This window comes from Polynucleobacter sp. AP-Ainpum-60-G11 (genome assembly GCF_018688375.1).
Lineage (GTDB): Bacteria > Pseudomonadota > Gammaproteobacteria > Burkholderiales > Burkholderiaceae > Polynucleobacter.
In genome coordinates this window covers 1785153-1808416 of record NZ_CP061318.1, presented here as the reverse complement: position 1 = coordinate 1808416, position 23264 = coordinate 1785153, and the positions used below count along the sequence as shown (strand labels likewise).

Sequence of the window (23264 nt, the reverse complement as noted above, 5' to 3'; positions counted from 1 at the left end):
GTCTTAGATTTTGACGAAGCGTCGAACGATCCAGAAGTAAAGTGGGTAAGGCAGGATTCTGAGGAATTTTAAGAACCCTGAAAACCGCTTAGGAAAGTGAATATCAAATTCACCAGCCTGAATACCTGCCAAAATTTCTTTTGCAGCTTCGTCGGCAGTGATGAGGGCGGGCATCTCAAAATCATTTTGTGCTGTCGCTTCTGTTGCCACAAACCCTGGTGAAATCATGTGCACGCTCACACCCTGAGGCAGTAAGTCGTAATACAGGGTTTCACAAAAATTAATAATTCCAGCTTTGCTCGGCCCATAGGCTAGCGCCTTTGGTAATCCGCTGTATCCAGCTACGCTACCTACGATAGCAATATGACCAGCATGTTCTTTGAGCATATTCGGCAAAACAAGGCTGACTGCCCGCATTGGGCCAAGCAGATTGGCGTCAATTGTTTTATGCGCAATGCCAAAGTCAAAATTATCAGCGCGTAAGGGGGTGTATACGCCCGAAACGAATAGCAGTAGATCTAAGCCTCCCCAGCTATCTGAAATGCTTTGATAGGCTGAGCTGAGTTGATCTTGCTGGGTGACATCCAGTGGCAGCACTAAGAATTGCCCTGACTGTGCAGATTGAGCAATGGCATCAAGCTTCTCAGCGCGACGACTAGAAAGGGCGACTTTTGCACCAGCCTTGATAAAAGCTTGTGTACAGGCTTCACCAATTCCGCTGGAAGCACCAATGATCCATACCCGTTGATTTACAAATGAATCAATTCCTTTTTGTTTCATGGGCGTAAGGCGTCGTTTGAGTGAATGACATTTGAGTGCTTAAGGGTGTATTGCACGACATCAATATTCTTTTCTGAAAATCCAGCAGCGCAATACATGAGATAGAAATTCCAGAGCCGAATGAAGGCCTCATCAAAACCAAGACGATAAATCTCTTCAATCTTCTGATTAAAGCTATCGCGCCATAGGCATAAGGTTTTGGCATAGTCATCACCAAAGGCAAACTCTGCCTCAATCTCTAAACCAGCATTAGCTGCAGCAGCCTTGAATTTACTTGGTGATGGCAGCATACCTCCGGGGAAAACGTATTGTTGAATAAAGTCGGTGCTGTGACGATAGCGCTCAAACAGATCTTCTGCAATGACAATAGTTTGGATGCAGGCTCGGCCACCCGCTTTGAGTCGCTTCGCAACTGTTTGGAAGTATTCACCCCAATGGTTCTCGCCAACCGCTTCAAACATTTCAATGGAGGCAATGCCATCAAATTGTTTTGCGCAGTCGCGATAGTCTTGCAGACGCACCTCAAATTTCTGCTCATTTTTTGCCTCTGCTGCGACCTTTTGAAGTCTACTGTCCGCAAAGGTTTTTTGCTCAGTCGATAAAGTCAGGCCAGTAACCTGATTGCCGTTTCGTAGAGCCTCCTCCATAAAGCCACCCCAACCACAACCAATCTCGAGGAGTTGGTCGCCTGATTTGGCATGGATTGAGTTCAGAATACGTTGGATCTTGGCGCGTTGCGCATCCATTAGTGATTGCTTGTCACCCTCAGAGAACCAGGCGCTTGAATAGCTCATGGTGGGATCTAACCACAGGGCATAGAAGGCGTTTCCTAGGTCATAGTGCGCGTGAATATTTTTACGACTTCCGGATTTGGAGTTATCTCTAAACCAATGTCTTAAGCGATACGCCAGCGAGCCCAACCAGCTCCCATAGATCGCTTTTTCGAGGAGTGTGCGATTCCGAATGGCCAGCTCCAGAACTGCCTTGAGGTCCGGCGTATTCCATTCACCTCTTATGTAACTTTCAGCAAAGCCAATATCACCGTGAGATAACACTTGTTTAAATACGGACCAATCTAGCACTTGAATTTCGGCATGCAGTTGGTCGACACGGTTACCAAACTCTCTGACTTCATTATTTGGGAGTGTGAGCACTAAATGACCGCCGCGCAATTTCGCCAAAAGCCCTAATAAGGTTTGCGTGCTTGCACGATATTGTTGCTGTTTAGATTCTCGCTTCTCCGGTCGGGAGAATGTAAGTCGAGACAGCAAGGATTGACCGGGGCGATTCATCGAGTAATTTCTAGTTCTGGAGGTTTAGGCTTTGAATGAAAGGGTACACCTTTTAACCATAATTTCAATGCTTGCCAGTGAATCCGACCAATTACTCCTAGACTCATAAGGGGGTAGCGCAGAAAAGCGAGGTACAGGGCACTTTTACTCAGTGGTTGAGACAAGCCACTAATGCTGGTGTTTATCAATGGGGCGCCATCTTCGTGGAGCTCAATCCGACAAACAAGATTGCGTTTTGAAAGACTATCTTGTGGGAATAAAAAACGGAAATGGTACTCCCCGCGTACATCACAGAAAGGTGAAACATGAAATACCTTCTTGCTCACCAGAGTCTCTCCAGACCGCAAGGCTTTACCAGAGTCATGATGGAGTAAGTAGCAATGACGTTCGCCAAAGGTATTATTCACTTCGGCTAATACAGCTTGAACTTGACCATTGGCTTGGGTACAAATCCAAAAACTGACAGGATTAAAAACGTAGCCGAGTACTCGCGGGAATGTCTGTAGCCAAATTTCACCATCAACATTTTGAATATAATTTTCAGCAAGAATCTTCTCGATCCAGGAGAGGCTATCTTGAGTTCCTAATCCATGATCTTGATCGAAGAATGAAAACATTCCAAACTGGTTATCTCTGAGGCTATGCTTGCTCAGTAAGTTTGGATTACCCTTGCGCGCACGCATTGGGATGGATAAAGTAAAAACGCCATAGCCAAACGCATTCTTAGCGGGACGAAAACGCCGATGCTTCACCGCTCCGAAATTAATCGTTGGTAAATTCATTTACTGAACATCTTTAATGGAGCTTGATTTTGCGCGATGAAAGATGCTTTCCATAAGATCCAGCGCCACCAATTCACCCGAACGCAGCCCATCTTCATGAAAACCAAAGCCAGTCCATGCACCGCAATACCAAATTGAAGAATTACCCTGAATTAAAGGCAGTTCTTTCTGTGCCTGCACTGCGCGCATATCAAAGACTGGATGTGAGTAATGAATTTCTTCATGTATCAAGTCTGGACTAGGATCAGTCAGTGGATTTAAGCTCACAATAATCTGGGTGTTTTTGAATGCTTCAGGCAGAGGCTGTAAGCGATTGATTAAATAATTGACGCTAACATGTTGTTGCGCGGTCGGCGTTGCGCCAGATTTTGCCGTGTAGTTCCAGGCCGCCCAACAGCGTTCAGTGGTTGGTAAAAAATTCACATCAGTATGCAAAATTGCACGATTTTTTTGATATGGAACTGAGGCCAAAATATTACGGGCATCTTGGCCAATACCATGAACTAAATCTAGGGTTTGATCACTATGACATGCCATTACCACTTCATCAAACTGGTGGGATCCTGAGGCGGTAATTACTTCAACCGGAGATTTTTCGGCTTTACTCGCATTCACACGAGAAACCGGTTCACGCACAAATTGGACTTGATGCTTCTCCAAGTTGGCCACTAGCAGCCTTACGTATTCTCGTGAGCCGCCCTTAACTGTAAGCCACTGTGGTCGATTTTGAATTTGTAAAAGGCCGTGGTTGTGACAAAAGCGAACCATAGTCTGAATTGGGAACTCTAGCATTTGCTCAACGGAGCATGACCAAATGGCACCGATCATTGGTAGAAAATAATTTTCTCTAAAGCTAGAGCTGAAACGATTGCGATCTAAAAAGTCTTTGATTCTCTCATCGGGCTCTGAATATTCAAGCTTTGAAGTAATTTGCTCCTCTGCCAGTCGAGTGGCGAGACGATTGAAGCGCAAGATGTCATAAGCCATTCTCCAAAATGATGGCGAGAATATATTAGATCTCTGGCCGAAGAAAGAATTGAGATCATTGCCGGCCCACTCAATCTTTTTGCTGGAACCTGTTTTTTCACCTGCATCGATCGATACAGAAAAAGACATTTCTGAGGGTGCAATTGGAACTTGAATTTCTTCAAAAAGACGGACTAGGCGAGGGTAGGTTTTACGGTTAAATACTAAAAATCCAGTATCGACTCCATGAGTCACTTTTCCATCGGTAGTTTCTAGGGTGAGATCAACTGTATTGCTGTGACCTCCAATATGGTTCCCGCCTTCGAATATAGTAATTTCTAAATCTGGGTGCTGTCTTAATGCATAGGCACAACCTAAGCCGGATATACCGGCTCCAATAATGGCAACTTTTTTCTTACCCACTAAATTTTCTCTCCAAGAAGTTTCTCTATATCGCCAGTAATACTGCTACTCGTTGGTTTAGTCATGCTGCCAAATGCATCTACTACATTGCCGTTGCGATCAATAAGGTATTTGTAAAAGTTCCATTTGGGAGTTGTCCCGGTTTTGGCAATTAACATTTTAAATAAAGGATTGGGATTGCTGCCGCTAACTGAGCTCTTGGCAAACATCGGGAACTTTACGTCATAGGTATTTTTACAGAAGTCGGCAATATCTTTGTTGCTGCCGGGTTCTTGCTGTCCAAAGTCATTAGATGGAAACCCTAATACAACTAAACCACGATCCTTGTACTTGGCATATAACTTTTCCAGGCCTTCGTATTGGCTAGTGAAACCACAAAAACTGGCTGTATTAACGACCAGAATGACCTTGCCTTGGTATTGACAGAGGTTTTGAGGCGCCTCATCCTGCAATCTAGGGAAGGTGTGGGATAGGAGGGGGCTGCAGCCGGCTGCAGCTGGAGGAGCTGCATTGGCGAATGGCATTACCGGCAGTAGCAAAAGTAGCGCTAGTAAGTAGCTCGGTATATTGCGAATCATTTTGAACCTTGAGTGGGACTGAGATGCCCAAGTCTAAGACATTCTGGCAAATATCGTTGAGCCTAGCGCAATGCCATTAATATGACGCTATGAGCTCTCTACCTTTACCTTCATTTGAGTCTAAAGTCTGTGCCCCGGCAGAGCTGGAAGCTCGTATTGCTGCACTTCCAAGACCTCTGGTGTTTACGAATGGCGTCTTCGATATTTTGCATCGTGGACATGCTAGTTATTTAGCGCAAGCGCGAGCATTGGGCGCTAGTTTAGTGGTTGGCGTGAACTCAGATTCTTCGGTCAAGATGTTGGGCAAGGGGGATGATAGGCCCATCAATACCGAGGCTGATCGCTTAGCCCTATTGGCAGCACTAGAGAGTGTAGATTTGGCGGTCATATTTACTGAGCAGACTCCAGTGAATCTGATTGCCAAAGTTCATCCAGACATCTACGTTAAGGGTGGAGATTATGAAATCGATACCCTTGAGGAAACACGCTTGGTGAAAACTTGGGGTGGTAAAGCGGTTGCCATTCCTTTTTTATATGAGCGCTCTACAACAACCCTATTGGGTAGGATTCGCACTAGCTAAGCCCCGCTAATTCATGCAGGCTAGCACTTAAAGATTTTGTAAGAGCCAAGCCCAAAGTCCACGCAGCACCAAACCTTCAATAGGTTCAATAGGTAGTACGGCCAGCTCTGGAAATTGCTTGATTTCATTTGCCAAAATTTTTGCATTACCACCATCAAGCCAAATTCGCTCGACAGGATGATTCATTGCTTTGGCTAGAAGAGCGGCACGCAGTATTGCGCCTATTTGGGCTGCATCACAACCACCAGTAATTGCTTCATCCGTTGTTGTGCCAAAGCCCGCTTCAGCTACAGGCTTGCTGACGCGCACTGCTAATGGCAGCTGAGCTGTATTTTGTTGCAGACTTTCTTGCATGAGACCCAGGCCAGGCATGATCCAGCCGCCATAATGAACGCCGTTGCTGCCCAGCAAGTCAATGGTTGTGGCTGTCCCAGCATTCATTACCAACGTGTTGGTATTTGAGAGCGCTCTTGCACCAATCAGCGCAGCCCATCGATCAGCCCCCAGCTTACTTGGGTCTTGATAGAGCGTCCTAACACCTTCATAAGTACTGCTACCAGTGAATTGCTTCCATTCAAGATCTTGCCATTGCGGAAAGAGACTGCGTAGATTTCCAATGGCAGCATCACCTGCTACACAGCAAAATGCAATTGCATCTGGCTTGGGCAATGTTTTAGAAATATAGTCAGATAACTCGGCGCGTAGCTCAGGTGACTGGAAAGATTTAGTACTGATTGATCCAGAATATGCCCACAGTTTTTTATTACGGTCTGAAATATTTTGCGTGGACTCAACAGCCGCCCATTTCAGCCGAGTATTACCAAGATCAAATACTAAATACAGACTCATGATTGCACTCGCAAAGAGACATCGCCTGCATGAATGGCAATCAATTTGTCATGCTGTTTTAGGAGAAGCGCACCAGTGTCATCAACTCCGGCAGAAATTCCAATGATGGGGTCTTTACCTGTACCTGATATACAAACTAACTGATCATTAAAGGCATCCCAATGCTCCCAAGAACTTTGAAAGTAGCCAAACCCATGTTGTTCAAATTGAGTTAAATGCTTTTCAAACGACTCGATCAGTTTTAGCCAAATAAACTCAGTATCAGGAATGGATTTTTGGAGGGTCATCAGCTGATCCAATGAGACAACTCCGAATGAGGATTTGCTGTCCAAACTCTTTTCCATTAATGCTGCATTGCGTAAGTTCAGACCTAATCCAATCACCATCCAAGTGGGTGAGTTTGGGTTGCTTTGTCCGCCTTCAATCAAGATGCCGCCAAGTTTGGCATTGTTCAGGAGTAAATCGTTAGGCCACTTCAGTCGTAGGCCTTGTTGATGGAGGGCAGCTTCACTGGTTCCGAGGGCTGCGGCAATACCAGCAATGACTGCTAATCCAATGACTAGACTCAGGCCGCTTAGTTCGTTGGGCCGCTTTCGGAATGGGTAGGCTAAGGAAAAGCACAGAGTGTCTTCGGGCTTAGAGAGCCAAACTCTTCCTGCCCGACCCTTGCCGTTAGTCTGCTCTTGGGCAATGCGCGCTACAGGATCAATTAATTCCCCGGCGCGCCAACGGGCCAATAAATCATCATTAGTTGATTTGGTGGTGGCAACGCGCTCCAGAATGCAATTCGAACTCATTTTCCTATTGTAGAAAGATCTCACCAGGCTGACCTAGAATGATGGAATGCACCCCGAAGATCAACGTCCTCGCAAGTTTGTATGGCCTCTGCAGGCAATGCCTTTGGCCAGGGCTATTAGCTTGAGCTATGCCCTATTGATCGTTTATGTCAGCCTCAACCCCTTTGACTTCAATTTTGATAACGGGATTGCAGCATGGGCGTGGTTAGATGCGCCTTTACCCCGCTTTATTACGCTCTTTGACGTCTCAGTGAATATCTTGGCCTATATCCCCTTAGGGTTTTTGTTGGTTTTTGCTTGTTACCCGCGCTGGCGTAATTTCGTTGCGCTAGGTATTGCCTTAAGTTTTAGTGCGGTATTGGCTTTTAGTGTCGAGTCACTGCAAACCTGGTTACCCACTCGGATACCGAGTCAAATGGATTGGTGGGCAAATGTCTTGGGTGGGCTGATGGGCGGCTTATTGGCGATCCCCTTGGGTCCCCAGTGGCTCTCTGGTAGTGCAATGCGCCGTCGTTTTGACCAGTGGTTTGGTTTGAACTGGGCTGCTTGCGCCTTATTTCTGCTCTTTCCTTGGGCTCAGATCTATCCCCAAAGCTCTTGGTTGGGAACGGGGGTATGGGGGCATACGATTTTTGCCTCGGTTGATTGGGGCACCATGGTGGTAAATCATCTTATCCAAGAATCCATCATTACTGCGGTCTGCTGGCTAGGCACTGGGCTCTTGCTATCCCTGGGGATGCGTGCAAAAGCGCCCCAGTGGAAGATTTTAAATAGCCTGCTTTGCTTCACTGTTTTGGTCAAGATTGCCTTTACGGCATTGCAATTCGGGGCAGAATTTAGTTTGCTGTGGCTTACCGCAGGGGCTATTTGGGGGATGGTGCTGGGAAGTCTTTTATTGAGATGGACCCTCCAATTTTCTGCAGCCAGCAAAGCTTGGTTGGCAATCGCATGCTTGGTTAGCGCCACACTGGCAATTAATCTCTTGCCGGACAATCCGTATTTCATACTGACATTGCGACACTGGTACCAAGGTCGGCTATTACACTTTAATGAATTGATGCAATGGGTTTCCGTAGTATGGTTGCCATTAGCTTTATTTTGGATAGTCCGAAATAGAGCCACCTTTAATTCAAATACTTGATTGAGATTACGTATGAGCTTTAAACACCATGTTTTTTTCTGTCTAAATCAACGCAGCAATGGCGAAGATTGTTGCGATCGCCACAATGCATTTGCATTGTTTGAATATGCAAAAAATCGTGTGAAAGAGTTGGGTCTATCTGGCCCAGGAAAAATTCGTATCAATAAAGCAGGATGTTTGGATCGTTGTGCTGATGGTCCGGTAGCAGTGATTTATCCAGAAGGCATTTGGTACACCTTTGTAGATACTGAAGATATCGAAGAAATTATTCAGTCTCACCTAGTTCAAGGGCGCCCGGTAGGGCGCCTGCAGTTAGCTTAAAAGATTTCAGAAAGTTTCTCCTATGAATAGCCGTACAAAAATAATTCATATTGATGGTGTTGTGGGTCAAATTGAAATGTCGATTGATCTTCCTGATGAATTAAAAAATAACCCTGATTTCATAGTGAGGGGTTTGGCCTTGGTTGCACATCCACATCCGCTCATGGGTGGAACAATGGATAACAAGGTTGCACAAACTATGGCGCGTGCTTTCAATCAATTGGGCTACGTCAGTGTGCGCCCCAATTTTCGCGGAGTTGGAGCCACTGCTGGTGTCCATGATGACGGCATTGGCGAGATGGAAGACCTGCTGCATGTGACTGATTGGATGCGCACTCCTTCAAGCTGGAATCAATTCGAGGCGACTTCACAACAAGCGTGGGTGCAAGCTGCAAATACCTTGCCCTTAGTAGTTTCTGGATTTTCATTTGGAAGTTTTGTTGGCACTCATTTAGTTCAGCGCTTAGCAGAGCTGGGTCGCCCAGCTGAACGACTCGTGATGGTGGGTAGCGCAGCGGGTAAGTGGGTCTTAGCACCCGTCCCTACTGACACAATTTTGATTCATGGTGAAGTGGATGAAACTATTCCACTGGTTGATGTTTTGGATTGGGCGCGCCCTCAAGAATTAACGGTTCAAGTGGTCCCAGGGGCAGATCACTTTTTCCATCGACGTTTGCATTGCATTCGTAACATCATCACAGGCGCTTGGTTGGGTATGCCCGATCACCGCAATCAATAAAGTAAAAAAGAAAATTAAGAAAGATAAGAACCCATGACTGAAGATAGAAAATCTCTTATTGAATATCCATCTGAGTTTCCAATTAAGGTGATGGGAAAAACAAATCCAGAGTACCTGCCTGCAATCTTGCACATTGCCCGTCAATTTGACCCTACGCTAGATGAGAGCAAGGTTGAGCAACGACCTTCTAAAGATGGTAATTATCTCGGCATCACTTTACCAATTACGGCGACCAGCCGTGAGCAGTTAGACGAGTTGTATCGCACCTTATCGACACATCCCTTGGTGAGCGTTGTTCTCTAAATTATTAGCATGAGTTTTTTAGTAAAACATTTGGGGATAGCTGACTACGAGTCAAGCTACCAAGCGATGCGGGATTTCACGCAGCAGCGAGATGGCGACACTCCAGATGAAATTTGGGTTCTGGAGCATCCCCCAGTATTCACCTTAGGTTTGGCAGGAGATGTCAGTAACCTACATTCTCCAAGCAATCAAATTCCCTTAGTGCAGGTTGATCGTGGCGGTGAGATCACTTATCACGGGCCAGGGCAAATCGTGGTGTATCTGCTGCTTGATCTGAGGCGTTTGGGGATTTTTGTAAAAGAGCTCGTCTCCCGAATCGAGCAGGCTTTGATTGATACCCTCGCGGATTTTGGCGTTCAGGCAGAAAGACATGCTGGTGCGCCTGGAATCTATATTGCCCAAGAGAGTGCAATGCCATTGGAGCATCAGGGGGCGAAGATCGCTGCTTTGGGCCTCAAAGTCTCCAAGGGGTGTTCCTATCATGGGCTTGCCTTGAATGTATCGACCGATTTGACCGCTTTTGCCCGCATTCATCCATGTGGGTACGAGGGCTTAAGGACGGTGGATATGCAAACCCTTGGGATCAAGGACAATATAGACATTATTAGCCAAACCCTTTTAGGGCATTTGCAAAAGCAATTGATTCCATCATGACTACCAATAAGCCGGACCTCGATATCACTGCTACTAGTAATAGTCGCCAGGATCTTAATTACGATGCTTCACGTAAGCAGAAGTCGAGTGAGAAAACTGCACGCATTCCGATCAAGATTGTTCCTTTGGAGCAAGTGCTCAAAAAGCCCGATTGGATTCGAGTAAAAGCTGCTTCCGGAAATTCCCGCTTCTCAGAGATTAAAAAGATTCTGCGTGAGAACGAATTGGTAACCGTTTGTGAGGAAGCTAGCTGCCCCAATATTGGTGAATGTTTTGGTAAGGGCACGGCCACCTTCATGATCATGGGCGATAAATGTACGCGTCGCTGCCCATTTTGCGATGTGGGTCACGGTAGACCTGATCCGCTAGATACGAAAGAGCCCGGTAATTTGGCGCGCACGATCGCTGCACTGAAGCTCAATTATGTGGTGATTACCAGTGTCGATCGTGATGATTTACGAGATGGTGGCGCCATGCATTATGTTGACTGCATTTCTCAATCACGAGATCTCTCCCCAAATACGCGCATTGAAGTTTTGGTTCCGGATTTCCGCGGCCGCTTAGATAAGGCTTTAGATATTTTTTCTGAGCATGCGCCGCAAGGCCTGCCTGATGTCATGAATCACAATTTAGAAACTGTGCCACGCTTATACAAAGAGGCGCGTCCTGGTGCCGACTACGCACATTCTTTAAAGTTACTGAAGGATTTCAAAGAGCGCTTCCCGCATATTCCAACCAAGAGCGGTTTAATGGTTGGCTTGGGAGAAACCGATGAAGAAATTTTAGAAGTTATGCGGGATATGCGTGAACACAATATTGATATGCTAACTATTGGCCAGTATCTAGCTCCTTCAGGACATCACCTGCCAGTTCGTCGCTATGTGCATCCTGACGTCTTTAAGCATTTTGAAGAAGAAGCTTATGCCATGGGCTTCTCACATGCTGCCGTGGGCGCGATGGTGCGCTCTAGCTACCATGCTGACCAACAAGCGCATGGGGCTGGCATTGTCTAAACCTGTTCTTAAAAAGTTTGGTGTAGTTCTAGCATCTGCATTTCTACTTGCCGCTTGTAGCCCCAAATTAGACTGGCGGACTGTGCAGTCTCCACAAGAAGGCTATAGCGCCTTGTTTCCAGGTAAGCCTGAAAAGATTGAGCGACGACTGCCATATCAAAGCCAAGAAATTCCACAAACCTTGGAAGCACTCAAAATTGAGGATGATATTTATTCGGTGAGTGCGATTCGTTTGCGTCAAGAGCAAGCTAGTCTAGCGCCTAATTTATTAGAGCAGGTGCAAGGTAACTTATTGAATCGCGCAAATGTAACTCTAGGGAGTGCCGTTAGTGTTGATGCGCTTTATCGGACTGCAAATAAACAGCGTGCCGCCACTAAAGATTATTTTTTAGAATTTAAATCTTCGGGCAGGGTAGAGCAGTCAATGCGGGTTCGTTGGATCACCAGAATGACACCAGATAATGGGGTTTGGATTTACCAGATTTCGGTTTTGCATACTGCACCAGCACGAGTGGATGCCAAAACGTTTTTCTCTGAAGATGCGTACTCAAGTTTCTTTGATGAGTTTCATCCGGAATAGTTTCCAGATGAAAAAATTCTGATTAAGACTTTTCTAGGGCGGCTACCTTAGCTTCAAGAGCCTCTAACTTCTCTCTAGTCTTTGCTAAAACTTTAGATTGCAGCCCAAACTCTTCGCGAGTAACCAAGTCCACTTTCTGAAAACCTTGATTCATCATGGCGCGCACATTCTTTTCAATCTCTTGCGCTGGTGAATTGCGAATGGCATCACCAACCTTGTTCTGCATATCGCTAGCAATACGCTGGATTTGTTCTAGGATTTCGCCTGGTTTTTGCATAATGCTGACCGCCGTTCTATTGAAATTTGCTTAAAAGATACAGAGGGTATTTTAAGTTGTTGGGCTAAAAACAGGCGAAACCAACTAAAAAATGCTGCATATGCACCTAAATGAACGAAAATAGTGCATATCTAAGCACCAAAATTGTGCGTAAGCCTTATTTAGGTGAATTGCAGCAAATTCGAGGGGAGCCCAAGATTCATGATCACTCCATGCAATAAAGCATTCATCCCCTTTTTATGACCACTAAGGAGTTTCATATGAAAACGATTCAAAAGACAGCCATCGCTCTTGCAGCTTCTGGCTTATTCGCAACAGCAGCATTTGCACAGACAGCTCCTGCAGCTGAGGCTCCAGAGGCCAGCCCAATTACGGCAAACGTGACAGTTGTGAATGATTACCGTTACCGCGGGATGACCCAGTCAAACTATAAGCCCGCCATCCAAGGTGGATTTGATTATGCCCATGAGAGTGGTTTCTACATTGGTAACTGGAACTCATCTATTTCTTGGATTAGTGATGGTGTTGGTACAGGATCCTCTACCTACGGTAACGCAGTGTCTGCACCAATTGAGATGGATTTCTATGCAGGTTTTAAGAAAGAGTTGATTGGCGAGGGCTTTGCTTCTGATGTTGGCTTACTTCAGTACTACTACCCTACTTCTGGTTTGAAAACACAGCCACAAAATACAGCAAATTGCGGTACAACATCTAGAAATACTTGTGGTACCGTTCCCAACACCACTGAGGCATATGTTGCACAGAACTTTACGTTCGGCCCTGTAACTGGTTTTGCAAAATTCTCCTATGCGCTAACTAATATTTTTGGAATTTATAACAGCGCAGGATCCTACTACCCTGATTTGACGGTGAATTACGATACTGGTGTTTGGGGGGTAACATTAAATGGTCACGTAGGATATCAGTACGTTTCAAATACCCAAAAAGTGGGAAACACAAGCTATAACTACTCTTACGCGGATTGGAAATTGGGCGCAACTAAAGACTTTGGCGGCGGTCTTTCCGGTGCTCTTGCTTATGTAGGCACTAATTCCCCCGCAGTTAATGGAACGTATCTTTGGAATGTACCAAATAACGCTGGTACGAAATCTGCTGGCAAGGGCGGTGGCTTGGTGTCCCTTACAAAAACTTTCTAATTCCTTCCTCTGAACGGAGAATCATATGAAATTAATTACCGCAATCATCAAGCCCTTCAAGCTTGACGAAGTGCGCGAAGCTCTCTCAGAAGTGGGAGTTTCGGGCATCACCGTCACTGAAGTTAAAGGCTTTGGTCGTCAAAAGGGTCACACCGAGTTGTATCGCGGTGCTGAGTACGTAGTTGACTTTTTGCCGAAGGTAAAAATTGAAGCTGCTGTTGAAGATGGCATCTTGGAGCGAGCGATTGAAGCAATTGAAAAATCTGCTCGTACTGGAAAAATTGGCGACGGTAAGATTTTTGTCTCCCCAGTTGAACACGTCATTCGCATTCGTACCGGTGAAACCGGCGCGTCAGCACTTTAAAGAGAGGTTCAAAATGTTAACTTGGATGAAACGACTCCTAGCTGGAAGCGCAATGGCCTTGGCTATTGGCGCAACTAGCGTGATGGTAGCTTCACCGGCTTTTGCTGATGAGGCTAAGCCAGTTGCCGCTGCGGCTGCGGCTGCAGTTGCTGCTGCTCCTGCATTAGTTCCTAACAAGGGTGATACAGCTTGGTTATTGGTGTGTACAGCACTAGTAATCTTGATGACATTGCCTGGTTTGGCTTTGTTTTATGGCGGCTTGACACGCAGTAAGAACATTCTCTCTGTACTCGTACAGTGTATGTTTGTATTTGCATTGATCACAGTGTTGTGGTCCCTTTATGGATACAGCTTTGCATTTACTGAAGGTGGCGCATTCATTGGTGGACTTGATCGTTTGTTCTTGCAAGGTATTACTCCAGATTCAGTTGCCGCAACATTTAGCAAAGGCATTGTGATTCCTGAGTATGTATTTATGGCATTCCAAGCTGCATTTGCAACAATTACTTGCTGCTTGATCATTGGTTCATTTGCCGAGCGCGCAAAGTTTTCTGCAATTGTGTTGTTTGTCATTCTTTGGTTCACTTTCAGCTACATACCAATCGCTCATATGGTTTGGTTCTGGCCTGGACCTGATGACATCAAAGATGCTGCATCGCTTGAGGCAATCACAGCGCGTGCTGGTTGGCTGTGGCAGAAGGGTGTTCTAGACTTTGCTGGTGGTACCGTTGTCCACATCAATGCTGCGATCGCAGGTTTGGTAGGCTCATTCGTGATCGGTAAACGTTTGGGTTACGGCAAAGAAGCAATGAAGCCACACAACTTAGTGTTCGTGATGATTGGTGCTTCACTATTGTGGTTCGGTTGGTTTGGTTTCAATGCTGGCTCTGCTCTCGAAGCAAACGGCAGTGCAGCCTTGGCATTCGTAAACACATTATTGGCAACCGCTGCAGCAGTATTGAGCTGGTCAGTTGCTGAGTGGGTTCACAAAGGTAAGCCTTCCATGTTGGGTGGTGCATCTGGTTGCGTAGCAGGTTTAGTGGCAATTACCCCAGCTGCAGGTTTCGTTGGCCCAATGGGTGCGCTCGTAATCGGTGCGGCTGCTGGCGTTATCTGCTTGTGGGGTGTTTCTGGTCTCAAGAAGCTTTTGGGTTCAGATGACAGCTTGGACGTATTCGGTGTGCACGGCGTTGGCGGTATCTTGGGCGCTTTGTTAACTGGTGTGTTCGCAGACCCGGCTTTAGGTGGAACAGGCATTTGGGATTATGTAGCGAATGCTGCATCCCCTGAGTACTCTATCGCTAGCCAGTTGTGGATTCAGAGCCAAGGCGTCATCGTTACCCTGATTTGGTCTGGCGTGGTTTCTTATATCGCCTACAAATTGGTTGATATCGTGATTGGCCTACGTGTTAAGGAAGACGAAGAGCGCGAAGGCTTGGACATCACTTCCCACGGTGAGTCTGCTTACGAGTCTTAATTAGCATTTTTACCCCTCACTGGGCAGCTTTAGTTGGCTGCCCGGTTTTTAAGCGCGGGATCCTCGGATTCCGCGTCTTTCTTTTAAAAATCTTACAATGGTGAAATGGTTCCACATCTCATCACTGCCCTTAGCGGCCCTCTTCTCGATCTCGAGTCGAAGGTATTAGAAGCAACCCCAACAATCGAGCGCTGGTTCAGGCTTGAATGGCAGGAGCACACTCCGCCCTTCTACTGTTCAGTTGACTTGCGTAATGCGGGCTTTAAGCTAGCTCCAGTCGACACCAATCTCTTCCCAGGCGGCTTTAACAATCTATCTCCACAGATGCTGCCTTTGGCAGTTCAGGCTGCAATGGCAGCAATTGAGAAGATTTGCCCGGAAGCAAAAAATTTACTATTAATACCTGAGCGCCATACTCGTAATACCTTCTATTTGCAGAATATTGCGCGCCTGTCCTCGATCTTGCGTCAAGCTGGTCTGAATGTGCGTCTCGGTACTTTGTCAGATGAAATTAAAAAACCAACTTGGATTGATTTGCCGGATGGTAATCGTCTCTTGATGGAGCCTTTATCTCGTTTAGGCTTAAAGAAGCAACGTCTTGGATTAAAAGATTTTGATCCTTGCTCCATTCTCTTGAATAATGATTTATCAGCAGGCATCCCTCCAATTCTAGAAAACTTGCACGAGCAGTACCTCTTGCCCGGACTCCATGCTGGTTGGCACGTCCGTCGAAAGTCAAATCACTTTGCCGCCTATGATGAAGTTGCTAAAAAATTTGCGAAGGTAGTGGACATTGATCCTTGGATGATCAATCCTTATTTTGCCAGTTGCTCCAATGTGAACTTCCATGAGCGTAAGGGTGAAGAAGAGTTGCAGGCAGCTGTAGAGAAAGTTCTCAAGAAAACTGCCAAGAAATACCGTGAGTACGGCATCAAAGAAAAACCATACGTCGTTGTCAAAGCAGATGCTGGTACATATGGCATGGGTGTGATGGTGGTGAATGATCCTGCTCAGCTCAAAGGCTTGAATCGTAAAGACCGCAATAAGATGAGCGTAGTCAAAGAAGGTCTTGAGGTAAGCGATGTATTGATTCAGGAGGGCGTGTATACCTTCGAGAAAGTGAACGAGGCAGTTGCTGAGCCCGTGGTGTACATGATTGATCGCTATGTGATTGGTGGTTTCTATCGGGTGCATACTGACCGTGGCCCCGATGAGAATCTGAACGCGCCGGGCATGCATTTTGTACCTTTGGCGTTCGAGCAAAACTCCATGCCAGACTTGGGTGCTAAGCCTGGTAGTGCTCCACCAAATCGTTTTTATCTTTATGGTGTTGTGGCTCGCCTTGCTTTACTGGCGGCCTCCTTGGAGTTAGAGCGTTCCGATCCCAATGCTGAAGCCGCTTAATCGATTCGGACACTAAGATGATCTTTCTTTTCATTGCCGACCCTCTGGAGTCTTTCAAGATTAGTAAAGATTCCACCTTGGCAATGATGCGAGTTGCACAAGAGGCAGGGCATCAACTTTGGTTTTGCCAAAGCCGCAATATCCTGTGGAGAGATGACTTTGTAGTGGCTGATTGTCAGTCTCTCGACATTAAGCCAGGTGGTACAGCCTGGTTTGAATTGGGTCACATTGAAGCTCGTCCATTAAATACTTTTGACGCAGTCATGATGCGCACTGATCCGCCATTTGATATTGAATATCTCAACACGACTTGGTTGTTATCTGCTGCGGTTCGTCAGGGCGCGAAAGTATTCAATAACCCGATGGCTATTCGGGACCATTCCGAAAAAATATCTATCACTGAATTTCCGGAACTGATTCCACCAACTTTAATCACGCGTGAACTTAGTGCAATTGAGGTATTTCATCAAGAGCATCAAGATATCGTGATTAAGCCCTTAGATGGCATGGGTGGCATGGGTGTGTTTCGTGTGGGTCCAGATGGCTTGAACCTTGCCAGTATTGTGGAGACGCTGGGTGAGAATGGTGCACGTACCTTGATGGTGCAAAGATTCTTGCCTGACATCGCCCAAGGCGATAAACGAGTATTGCTGATCGGTGGCGAAGTGGTGCCATTTGCATTGGCGCGTATTCCGCAAGGTAGTGAAATCCGCGGTAACTTAGCCGCTGGTGGCAAAGGAGTGGCTATGCCATTGACTGATGCCGAGAGGAAGGTTGCAGAGCGCCTTGCCCCTATTTTGAATGCCCGTGGTTTGTTCTTGGTAGGATTGGATTTAATTGGTGCTTATGTCACTGAAATTAATGTGACCAGCCCAACGTGTTTTGTAGAGATTACGGAGCAAAGTGGATTCGATGTTCCGAAATTTTGGTTAACAGCGCTCGAAAAGGCATTGGCATAAACATGGTCGGAATCGTAATAGTTGCCCACACCCCGGTCGCAAGCGCGATGCTCGGTTTTGCTGAGCATGCATTTGGTGTGGTACCTGAGAGAGTGAGGGCTGTCGACATTCCTCCTTACGAAGATACAAAGGCAAGCTTTGACCGAGTTTTAAGGGCAGCCTACGGTGTTAATACTGGGCAGGGCGTTTTAATTCTCACTGATGTCATGGGCGCGACCCCAGCCAATGTAGCGTCTAAGCTTGAAGCCTTAGGGCCATTATCTGGTTTGGATACCCCTGTGGTTGTTTTGGCGGGACTCAATTTACCTATGTTGATGCGTTGCATCTCCCATCGTGGCGAGGGTCTGGAAGAGTTGGCTCATAAAGCGCTGCAAGGTGGCCAAAATGGCATCCTGCGTTTAGGTTCAAAAACTCCACAAGCCACTACCGAGAAATAGGATTCCTTATGCCAGTTGCTGAAATTGAAATTATTAATAAATTGGGATTACACGCTCGTGCTTCTGCAAAGTTATCCCAACTTGCTGCAGAGTTTCCTTGTGAAATCTTATTGTCTCGTAATGGTCGTCAAATTAATGCCAAAAGTATTATGGGCGTCATGATGCTGGCAGCCGGTATTGGCAGCACAGTCACTTTAGAGACTGTTGGCGAAAAAGAAGATGAGGCAATGCAAGCCTTAACAGCATTGATCAACGATCGATTTGGTGAAGGCGAATAAGCATGACTTTTGCTTTGCACGGTATTGCAGTATCTAAAGGCATTGCCATTGGCAAAGCCGTACTGATATCCCGTGCAGCATTAGAGGTTAGCCATTACTTAATTGAAGTTGGCAAAGAAGAGTCTGAGGCCCAAAAGTTATTAGATGCTTTTGATCAAGTGCGCCAAGAGTTAGCGCAGTTGCGTCAGGGTCTGCCTAAAGATGCGCCACAAGAGATGGCTGCGTTTTTAGATGTACACGGCATGATTTTGGCAGATCCAGCTTTGGCTGAGAAGCCGCTCAAGTTGATTCGGACACAACGTTTAAATGCTGCGTGGGCATTGACAACAGAGCTCAATGATCTCTTGGAGCAATTTGCAGAGATTGAGGACGCATACCTTAAAGAACGGGCGAATGATATTCGTCAGGTAGCTGAGCGAGTCCTGAAGGCGCTACATACACAGCAGAAGGATGCTTTGAGTGACGCTGAGCTATTGTCACCAGGTGAAGTTGGTGTAGAGGCCATTATTGTGGCGCATGACATTGCACCGCATGACATGTTGCGCTTTAAAGAGCATGCCTTTACTGGATTTGTAACCGATCTGGGTGGTAAGACTTCGCATACCGCCATTGTTGCCCGCAGTATGGAAATTCCTGCGGTAGTTGGCGTGCGGCATGCGAGTGAAATGATTCGTCATGGCGATTGGCTGATATTGGATGGTGAGCATGGGGTAGTTGTCGTTGCTCCAGACGAACAGCTTCTTGCTGAATATCGAAAACTGCAGACTCAAGCTATTAAAGAGGCTCGTAAGCTAAAGCAGTTAAGGCACGCCAAGACAGAAACGACTGATCGGGTTGAGATTGAGTTATTTGCCAATATTGAATTGCCCGAGGATGCTATTCAAGCAGTGAAGTTGGGGGCTGTGGGTGTTGGTTTATTCCGCTCCGAATTTTTATTCATGGATCGTAAGCAAGCTTTGCCTGATGAAGAGCAGCAGTATCAAGAATATCGTCGGGTAGTAGATTTAATGCATGGACTACCAGTCAATATCAGAACAATTGACGTTGGTGCTGATAAGGCATTAGGTGGTGGAGGCGAAGTTTCTCAAACTGGCGCATCACCATTAGGGCTGCGTGCAATTCGCTGGTCCTTGACTGAGCCTGAAATCTTTTTAACTCAACTGAGAGCTATCTTGCGTGCATCAGCTCATGGTCAGGCAAGAATCATGATTCCGATGTTGGCGCATGCCAAAGAAATTGATGAAACATTGAGATTGATTGAAAAAGCAAAGCAGCAATTGCATCAGCGTGGCAAGGCTTTTAATCCCAACATTCAAGTGGGTGCAATGATTGAAATTCCGGCAGCTGCTCTAATGCTGCCCTTGTTTATTAATCGATTTGATTTTCTTTCTATCGGCACTAATGATTTAATTCAGTACACCTTGGCCATTGATCGTGCAGATCATGCCGTGGCACATTTGTATGATCCTCTGCATCCCGCCATCTTGAATTTGCTATCCAGCATCATTGACCAAGCTAAACGAGCAGGCGTTCCTGTTGCCGTTTGTGGTGAAATGGCTGGCGATCCTGCATTAACTAAGTTATTGCTTGCGCTAGGACTGACAGACTTCTCAATGCACTTCAGTCAGCTGTTGTTGGTTAAGCGTGAGATCTTAAAAGCAAATGTGGGCTTATTGAAAACCCGTGTGCCGAGAGTCTTACGTGCCTATGAGCCTGAAGAGCAGGCCAAAGCCTTAGAGCGATTACTCTCTTAAATTCCTAGTGCTGAGCTCCGCATACTTTGCATGCGGTATTTCGGGAAATGCGAATTTCATCAATCTGAGTATTGAGCGCATTCCAAAGCAACATTCTTCCTACTAAAGGCTGACCAAAGCCAATCAATACCTGCAGAGCTTGAGCCGCTTGCATCGCACCAATTATGCCGACTAGAGGTGAGAAGATGCCCATACTGGCACAGCTCACTTCTTCAAACTGTTCTTCTGGTGAGAAGAGGCAGGCATAGCAAGGAGATGTTTCATTACGAAAATCAAAGACGCTTAATTGACCATCAAATTTAAGGGCAGAACCAGAGACGAGCGGCGTCTTGTGATTGAAGCAGGCTGCATTAATGAGCTGACGGGTAGCAAAGTTATCCGTGCAATCTAGAACGAGATTTACTGTTGGCAAGAGTTTATTCAGTAAATTTTCCGAGGCCTTTTCAGCGATTGCATTAATTATGAGAGTGGGGTTGATGCTTGTTAAAAATTGTTTACCCGACTCCACTTTACTTTTGCCAATGGAGTTCTGGCTATGCATGATTTGCCGTTGCAAATTAGTGAGCTCAACCTTGTCATGATCGACCAGGCTTATTTCCCCCACGCCAGCCGCAGCTAAATAGGGGGCAGCAGCACTTCCTAAGCCGCCAGCACCAATGATGAGAATGTGCGAGCCAAGTAATATTTCTTGGCCAGCAACATCAATTTCTTCTAGTAGTAAATGCCGCGAGTAGCGAAGTAGCTGCTCATCATTCATATATATGCCTAATGCTAGAAATTACTCTAGCTTAGAGGCTGAGCGTTTTACAGGCTCACCATTGATAAATGCGACTGCCTGAGTAAGCATGAAGTCATCTGCGCCGCCGAGCTCGACAGGCTTTTTAGATTTGTCTTTTTCTTTCTCTTCGGGAGTTTTCTTGGCATTTTTTTCTTCAATGCGTTGTAACTCTTCTAGGCGGCGTTTTTCACGATCGGCAACCAGTTTTTCTTCTGAAGATTGTTTGTTGCGCAAATGCTTCTCACTATCGATCTCACGAGTAATTAATACATCATCAGGATCGCCATCTTTATTTTGATCTACAGCGATATCTGGTTTTATGCCGTATGCCTGAATCGATTTACCACTCGGCGTGTAGTAATAAGCCGTAGTGATTTTTAATGCTGAGTCATTAGTCAGTGGGCGGACGGTCTGAACAGAGCCTTTGCCGAAAGTAGTTTTACCAATAATAGTTGCACGTTTGTAATCTTGTAATGCACCAGCCACAATTTCAGAGGCAGAAGCGGAATAGGCATTAACTAAAACTACCATCGGTAATTTTTTATACATTGCTGGCACGCTAGCTAAGGGATCACCGGGCTCACTTAGGCGGTACATCGCCGGTGTTGCGTTGAACACCTGCTTAGAGTCAGCTGTTTGACCCTTAGTGGAAACGATCACAGCATCTGCTGGCAAGAAGGCGGCAGCTACACCGACCGCACCTTGCAACAAGCCCCCGCCATTGTTTCTCAGGTCAAGAATGATGCCCTTCATTTTGGGATCTTGATTTGCAAGCTCACTTAACTTCCTAGCAAGATCAGGAACAGTTCGCTCTTGAAAGCTAGTGACTCTCACCCAAGCAATATTGTTATCCACAATTTTGGCTTTGACAGATTGCACTTTAATTTCAGCGCGAGTGATGGTTACTGGAAAGCTACGTTCTTCACTTTTACGGAAGACGGTCAAAGTAATTTTTGTGCCTGGTGTACCGCGCATGGTGCGTACTGCTTTGTCTAGCGACATGCCACGAACGGGTTTGTCATCTAAGCGGGTAATCAGATCACCAGCTTGAAGGCCTGCTCGTGCAGCTGGACTGTCTTCAATAGGATTGAGTACCTTAACAACGCCATCCTCTGAGGTGATCTCAATCCCAAGGCCAGCGAACTTGCCGCTAGTTTGCTCCTGCATTTCAGAGAAATCTTTTTTATCAAGATAGGTGGAGTGGGGGTCCAGACTACTCACCATGCCTTTGACGGCATCCGTTAGCAACTGCTTGTCTTCGATCGGCTCAACGTATTCACGTTTAATCTGAGCAAAGACATTGGATAGTGTGCGCAGCTCATCCAGGGGTAGCGTCGTGCCTTGTTGGGCGGTAGCTGACAGTTGGATCGTAGCTGCAACCCCGGCGATGAGGCCAACAGAAATTAGGGCAAAGTTCTTTAAAAATACGCGCATGCTTCTGTTTTACCTTAATCCAAATAAAAATGCTGAATGGGTTTGAGGTTGTCATCGAGCTCATATACAAGCGGGATGCCATTAGGGACGTTGATTTCCATAATGTCTTCGTCAGAAACCTGGTCGAGATACTTAATTAATGAGCGAATACTGTTGCCATGTGCAACAAGCAATACGCGTTTGCCTGCCTTGAGAGCAGGTGCGATAGATTCATTCCAGAGAGGTAATACGCGCTCGACGTTATCTTTGAGGCACTCGCCCAGGGGAATATCAGTAGCGCTCAGTTTTTCGTAACGACGATCATTTTGGGGGTTGCGCTCATCCCCTTTTTCCAGGAGCGGTGGGCGTACATCGTAGGAGCGACGCCAAATATGGACCTGGGCATCTCCGTACTGTTGTGCAGTTTCAGCCTTATTTAGACCGGTGAGGGCGCCATAGTGGCGCTCATTGAGTCTCCAGCTATGAACAACGGGTAGCCACATGAGGTCCATCTTGTCCTGAACATGCCACAAGGTGCGAATAGCTCTTCTAAGAACTGAGGTGTAGGCGATATCAAACTCATAGCCTGCTTTACGAAGATTTTCACCTGCAGTCAGGGCTTGTTCAGTGCCCTTTGGGGTTAAGTCAACGTCCGCCCAGCCAGTGAAGCGGTTTTCAAGGTTCCAGGCGGATTCGCCATGACGAATAAGGACAAGTTGTTTCATAGAGCCATTCTATAATCCGGTGATGAACTTTCTCACGCAAATTGATAATTTAGCGCTTATCGCCCTCTTGTTTGTCTCAGGCGCAGCGCTTTTCCTCCCCACATTATCTACGCTTATTAGCGGAAAAGGCTTATCGCCCTCAGAGGCAACTATTTGGATCAATCGTCGTAAAGCCGCCGTTTTGGACTTGCGTCCAGAATCGGACTTTAAGGCTGGCCATCTGCCGGGATCAAAACATATGGTGGCAGAGCGAATCGCTGCTGGAGTCGACAAACTCAAGCTAGACCGTAAAAATCCCGTCATCTTGGTATGCCAGTCTGGTATCAGTGCCCGTAAGGTAGTCCCAGAGTTGAAGAAGTTAGGGTTTTCTGAAGTTGCGGTCTTAGATGGCGGCGTTCAAGGTTGGCAGGCTGCAGCCTTGCCATTGGTCAAATAATTCAGC

The 23264-nt window shown here is 46.3% G+C and carries 28 protein-coding genes; 17 read left to right on the top strand and 11 right to left on the bottom strand.

What is annotated here, in order from left to right:
* Positions 1 to 3: 3 nt before the first annotated feature.
* The 5 genes from FD971_RS09360 to FD971_RS09340 are packed head-to-tail and all read right to left on the bottom strand — an operon-like array spanning position 4 to position 4767.
* Positions 4 to 780: an SDR family oxidoreductase gene (locus FD971_RS09360; RefSeq protein WP_215334038.1), complete on the bottom strand. Its 777-nt coding sequence runs from the start codon at positions 778 to 780 to the stop codon at positions 4 to 6.
* On the bottom strand, positions 777 to 2072 hold the full coding sequence (locus FD971_RS09355) for a cyclopropane-fatty-acyl-phospholipid synthase family protein (protein ID WP_215334037.1): 1296 nt from the start codon (positions 2070 to 2072) through the stop codon (positions 777 to 779). The genes FD971_RS09360 and FD971_RS09355 overlap by 4 nt, the downstream gene beginning before the upstream one ends.
* The gene (locus FD971_RS09350; RefSeq protein WP_215334036.1) at positions 2069 to 2854 is read right to left on the bottom strand and encodes a DUF1365 domain-containing protein; all 786 of its coding nucleotides are present in this window, start codon (positions 2852 to 2854) and stop codon (positions 2069 to 2071) included. The genes FD971_RS09355 and FD971_RS09350 overlap by 4 nt, the downstream gene beginning before the upstream one ends.
* Positions 2855 to 4243, bottom strand: coding sequence for an NAD(P)/FAD-dependent oxidoreductase (locus FD971_RS09345; RefSeq protein WP_215334035.1), 1389 nt, complete (start codon positions 4241 to 4243; stop codon positions 2855 to 2857). It lies immediately after the preceding gene.
* Entirely contained in the window at positions 4243 to 4767 is a 525-nt protein-coding gene (locus FD971_RS09340) for a glutathione peroxidase (RefSeq protein WP_251368725.1), read from the bottom strand. Before FD971_RS09340 ends, FD971_RS09345 begins: the two co-directional genes overlap by 1 nt.
* 143 nt (positions 4768 to 4910) lie before the next feature.
* On the opposite strand from FD971_RS09340, the gene rfaE2 reads away from it, so the two are divergent.
* A complete protein-coding gene (rfaE2, locus tag FD971_RS09335; RefSeq protein WP_215334033.1) occupies positions 4911 to 5402 on the top strand; it encodes a D-glycero-beta-D-manno-heptose 1-phosphate adenylyltransferase in 492 nt (163 codons plus the stop codon).
* Positions 5403 to 5429: 27 nt separating this feature from the next.
* Here rfaE2 and FD971_RS09330 read toward each other — a convergent pair whose 3' ends face one another.
* Together FD971_RS09330 and FD971_RS09325 are read right to left on the bottom strand one after the other, a co-directional pair.
* A complete protein-coding gene (locus FD971_RS09330; protein WP_215334032.1) occupies positions 5430 to 6251 on the bottom strand; it encodes a type III pantothenate kinase in 822 nt (273 codons plus the stop codon).
* The gene (locus FD971_RS09325) at positions 6248 to 7048 is read right to left on the bottom strand and encodes a biotin--[acetyl-CoA-carboxylase] ligase (protein ID WP_215334031.1); all 801 of its coding nucleotides are present in this window, start codon (positions 7046 to 7048) and stop codon (positions 6248 to 6250) included. Before FD971_RS09325 ends, FD971_RS09330 begins: the two co-directional genes overlap by 4 nt.
* Before the next feature lie 46 nt (positions 7049 to 7094).
* Between FD971_RS09325 and FD971_RS09320 the strand changes: the two genes are divergently transcribed.
* The 7 genes from FD971_RS09320 to FD971_RS09290 are packed head-to-tail and all read left to right on the top strand — an operon-like array spanning position 7095 to position 11799.
* Positions 7095 to 8189, top strand: coding sequence for a VanZ family protein (locus tag FD971_RS09320; RefSeq protein WP_215334030.1), 1095 nt, complete (start codon positions 7095 to 7097; stop codon positions 8187 to 8189).
* A 12-nt stretch (positions 8190 to 8201) separates the two neighbouring features.
* Entirely contained in the window at positions 8202 to 8510 is a 309-nt protein-coding gene (locus tag FD971_RS09315; RefSeq protein ID WP_215334029.1) for a ferredoxin, read from the top strand.
* A gap of 22 nt (positions 8511 to 8532) precedes the next feature.
* Entirely contained in the window at positions 8533 to 9249 is a 717-nt protein-coding gene (locus FD971_RS09310) for an alpha/beta hydrolase (protein ID WP_215334028.1), read from the top strand.
* Positions 9250 to 9282: 33 nt separating this feature from the next.
* On the top strand, positions 9283 to 9552 hold the full coding sequence (locus FD971_RS09305; protein ID WP_114654086.1) for a YbeD family protein: 270 nt from the start codon (positions 9283 to 9285) through the stop codon (positions 9550 to 9552).
* A gap of 9 nt (positions 9553 to 9561) precedes the next feature.
* Complete coding sequence (gene lipB / locus FD971_RS09300; RefSeq protein ID WP_215334027.1) at positions 9562 to 10206, top strand: lipoyl(octanoyl) transferase LipB; 645 nt, start codon at positions 9562 to 9564, stop codon at positions 10204 to 10206.
* Positions 10203 to 11219 (top strand): lipoyl synthase, encoded by a 1017-nt coding sequence (gene lipA / locus FD971_RS09295; protein ID WP_215334026.1) that lies wholly within the window; start codon positions 10203 to 10205, stop codon positions 11217 to 11219. Before lipB ends, lipA begins: the two co-directional genes overlap by 4 nt.
* Complete coding sequence (locus FD971_RS09290; protein WP_251368622.1) at positions 11182 to 11799, top strand: hypothetical protein; 618 nt, start codon at positions 11182 to 11184, stop codon at positions 11797 to 11799. Before lipA ends, FD971_RS09290 begins: the two co-directional genes overlap by 38 nt.
* A gap of 22 nt (positions 11800 to 11821) precedes the next feature.
* Here the strand turns inward: FD971_RS09290 and FD971_RS09285 are convergent, their stop codons facing one another.
* A complete protein-coding gene (locus FD971_RS09285) occupies positions 11822 to 12076 on the bottom strand; it encodes an accessory factor UbiK family protein (protein WP_215334025.1) in 255 nt (84 codons plus the stop codon).
* 260 nt (positions 12077 to 12336) lie between these two features.
* On the opposite strand from FD971_RS09285, the gene FD971_RS09280 reads away from it, so the two are divergent.
* From FD971_RS09280 to ptsP, 8 genes are all read left to right on the top strand, one after another.
* Positions 12337 to 13233 (top strand): TorF family putative porin, encoded by an 897-nt coding sequence (locus FD971_RS09280; RefSeq protein WP_215334024.1) that lies wholly within the window; start codon positions 12337 to 12339, stop codon positions 13231 to 13233.
* Positions 13234 to 13258: 25 nt separating this feature from the next.
* Positions 13259 to 13597, top strand: coding sequence for a P-II family nitrogen regulator (locus FD971_RS09275; RefSeq protein WP_011903792.1), 339 nt, complete (start codon positions 13259 to 13261; stop codon positions 13595 to 13597).
* Between the two features lie 13 nt (positions 13598 to 13610).
* Positions 13611 to 15074, top strand: a complete 1464-nt coding sequence (locus FD971_RS09270) for an ammonium transporter (RefSeq protein ID WP_215334023.1) — start codon at positions 13611 to 13613, stop codon at positions 15072 to 15074.
* A 105-nt stretch (positions 15075 to 15179) separates the two neighbouring features.
* A complete protein-coding gene (gene gshA / locus FD971_RS09265; RefSeq protein ID WP_215334022.1) occupies positions 15180 to 16478 on the top strand; it encodes a glutamate--cysteine ligase in 1299 nt (432 codons plus the stop codon).
* Between the two features lie 17 nt (positions 16479 to 16495).
* Positions 16496 to 17437, top strand: coding sequence for a glutathione synthase (gene gshB / locus FD971_RS09260; RefSeq protein WP_215334021.1), 942 nt, complete (start codon positions 16496 to 16498; stop codon positions 17435 to 17437).
* Positions 17438 to 17439: 2 nt separating this feature from the next.
* Positions 17440 to 17874, top strand: a complete 435-nt coding sequence (locus tag FD971_RS09255; protein WP_215334020.1) for a PTS sugar transporter subunit IIA — start codon at positions 17440 to 17442, stop codon at positions 17872 to 17874.
* 8 nt (positions 17875 to 17882) lie between these two features.
* Positions 17883 to 18152 carry an HPr family phosphocarrier protein gene (locus FD971_RS09250; protein ID WP_215334019.1) on the top strand — a complete coding sequence of 90 codons (270 nt, stop codon included), beginning with the start codon at positions 17883 to 17885 and terminating at the stop codon, positions 18150 to 18152.
* A gap of 2 nt (positions 18153 to 18154) precedes the next feature.
* Positions 18155 to 19906, top strand: coding sequence for a phosphoenolpyruvate--protein phosphotransferase (gene ptsP / locus FD971_RS09245; protein ID WP_215334018.1), 1752 nt, complete (start codon positions 18155 to 18157; stop codon positions 19904 to 19906).
* Between the two features lie 4 nt (positions 19907 to 19910).
* On the opposite strand, the gene FD971_RS09240 is transcribed toward ptsP, so the two are convergent.
* The 3 genes from FD971_RS09240 to gpmA are packed head-to-tail and all read right to left on the bottom strand — an operon-like array spanning position 19911 to position 22822.
* Entirely contained in the window at positions 19911 to 20663 is a 753-nt protein-coding gene (locus tag FD971_RS09240; protein ID WP_215334017.1) for a molybdopterin-synthase adenylyltransferase MoeB, read from the bottom strand.
* 21 nt (positions 20664 to 20684) lie between these two features.
* Positions 20685 to 22118 carry a S41 family peptidase gene (locus tag FD971_RS09235; protein WP_215334016.1) on the bottom strand — a complete coding sequence of 478 codons (1434 nt, stop codon included), beginning with the start codon at positions 22116 to 22118 and terminating at the stop codon, positions 20685 to 20687.
* A 14-nt stretch (positions 22119 to 22132) separates the two neighbouring features.
* Entirely contained in the window at positions 22133 to 22822 is a 690-nt protein-coding gene (gene gpmA / locus FD971_RS09230; protein WP_215334015.1) for a 2,3-diphosphoglycerate-dependent phosphoglycerate mutase, read from the bottom strand.
* A 22-nt stretch (positions 22823 to 22844) separates the two neighbouring features.
* Here gpmA and FD971_RS09225 point away from each other — a divergent pair, with 22 nt between their 5' ends.
* Positions 22845 to 23258, top strand: coding sequence for a rhodanese-like domain-containing protein (locus tag FD971_RS09225; protein ID WP_215334014.1), 414 nt, complete (start codon positions 22845 to 22847; stop codon positions 23256 to 23258).
* Positions 23259 to 23264 lie beyond the last annotated feature (6 nt).

Coding starts and splice junctions, on each gene's coding strand:
- FD971_RS09315 (WP_215334029.1), top strand. CDS start 8,202: ATGAGCTTTAAACACCATGTTTTTTTCTGTCTAAATCAACGCAGCAAT.
- FD971_RS09350 (WP_215334036.1), bottom strand. CDS start 2,854: ATGAATTTACCAACGATTAATTTCGGAGCGGTGAAGCATCGGCGTTTT.
- gshA (WP_215334022.1), top strand. CDS start 15,180: ATGGTTCCACATCTCATCACTGCCCTTAGCGGCCCTCTTCTCGATCTC.
- FD971_RS09235 (WP_215334016.1), bottom strand. CDS start 22,118: ATGCGCGTATTTTTAAAGAACTTTGCCCTAATTTCTGTTGGCCTCATC.
- FD971_RS09275 (WP_011903792.1), top strand. CDS start 13,259: ATGAAATTAATTACCGCAATCATCAAGCCCTTCAAGCTTGACGAAGTG.
- FD971_RS09250 (WP_215334019.1), top strand. CDS start 17,883: ATGCCAGTTGCTGAAATTGAAATTATTAATAAATTGGGATTACACGCT.
- FD971_RS09330 (WP_215334032.1), bottom strand. CDS start 6,251: ATGAGTCTGTATTTAGTATTTGATCTTGGTAATACTCGGCTGAAATGG.
- FD971_RS09355 (WP_215334037.1), bottom strand. CDS start 2,072: ATGAATCGCCCCGGTCAATCCTTGCTGTCTCGACTTACATTCTCCCGA.
- lipA (WP_215334026.1), top strand. CDS start 10,203: ATGACTACCAATAAGCCGGACCTCGATATCACTGCTACTAGTAATAGT.
- ptsP (WP_215334018.1), top strand. CDS start 18,155: ATGACTTTTGCTTTGCACGGTATTGCAGTATCTAAAGGCATTGCCATT.
- FD971_RS09325 (WP_215334031.1), bottom strand. CDS start 7,048: ATGAGTTCGAATTGCATTCTGGAGCGCGTTGCCACCACCAAATCAACT.
- gpmA (WP_215334015.1), bottom strand. CDS start 22,822: ATGAAACAACTTGTCCTTATTCGTCATGGCGAATCCGCCTGGAACCTT.
- gshB (WP_215334021.1), top strand. CDS start 16,496: ATGATCTTTCTTTTCATTGCCGACCCTCTGGAGTCTTTCAAGATTAGT.
- FD971_RS09285 (WP_215334025.1), bottom strand. CDS start 12,076: ATGCAAAAACCAGGCGAAATCCTAGAACAAATCCAGCGTATTGCTAGC.
- FD971_RS09305 (WP_114654086.1), top strand. CDS start 9,283: ATGACTGAAGATAGAAAATCTCTTATTGAATATCCATCTGAGTTTCCA.
- FD971_RS09255 (WP_215334020.1), top strand. CDS start 17,440: ATGGTCGGAATCGTAATAGTTGCCCACACCCCGGTCGCAAGCGCGATG.
- FD971_RS09240 (WP_215334017.1), bottom strand. CDS start 20,663: ATGAATGATGAGCAGCTACTTCGCTACTCGCGGCATTTACTACTAGAA.
- FD971_RS09360 (WP_215334038.1), bottom strand. CDS start 780: ATGAAACAAAAAGGAATTGATTCATTTGTAAATCAACGGGTATGGATC.
- FD971_RS09270 (WP_215334023.1), top strand. CDS start 13,611: ATGTTAACTTGGATGAAACGACTCCTAGCTGGAAGCGCAATGGCCTTG.
- FD971_RS09290 (WP_251368622.1), top strand. CDS start 11,182: ATGCTGACCAACAAGCGCATGGGGCTGGCATTGTCTAAACCTGTTCTT.
- FD971_RS09320 (WP_215334030.1), top strand. CDS start 7,095: ATGCACCCCGAAGATCAACGTCCTCGCAAGTTTGTATGGCCTCTGCAG.
- FD971_RS09225 (WP_215334014.1), top strand. CDS start 22,845: ATGAACTTTCTCACGCAAATTGATAATTTAGCGCTTATCGCCCTCTTG.
- FD971_RS09310 (WP_215334028.1), top strand. CDS start 8,533: ATGAATAGCCGTACAAAAATAATTCATATTGATGGTGTTGTGGGTCAA.
- lipB (WP_215334027.1), top strand. CDS start 9,562: ATGAGTTTTTTAGTAAAACATTTGGGGATAGCTGACTACGAGTCAAGC.
- FD971_RS09340 (WP_251368725.1), bottom strand. CDS start 4,767: ATGCCATTCGCCAATGCAGCTCCTCCAGCTGCAGCCGGCTGCAGCCCC.
- rfaE2 (WP_215334033.1), top strand. CDS start 4,911: ATGAGCTCTCTACCTTTACCTTCATTTGAGTCTAAAGTCTGTGCCCCG.
- FD971_RS09280 (WP_215334024.1), top strand. CDS start 12,337: ATGAAAACGATTCAAAAGACAGCCATCGCTCTTGCAGCTTCTGGCTTA.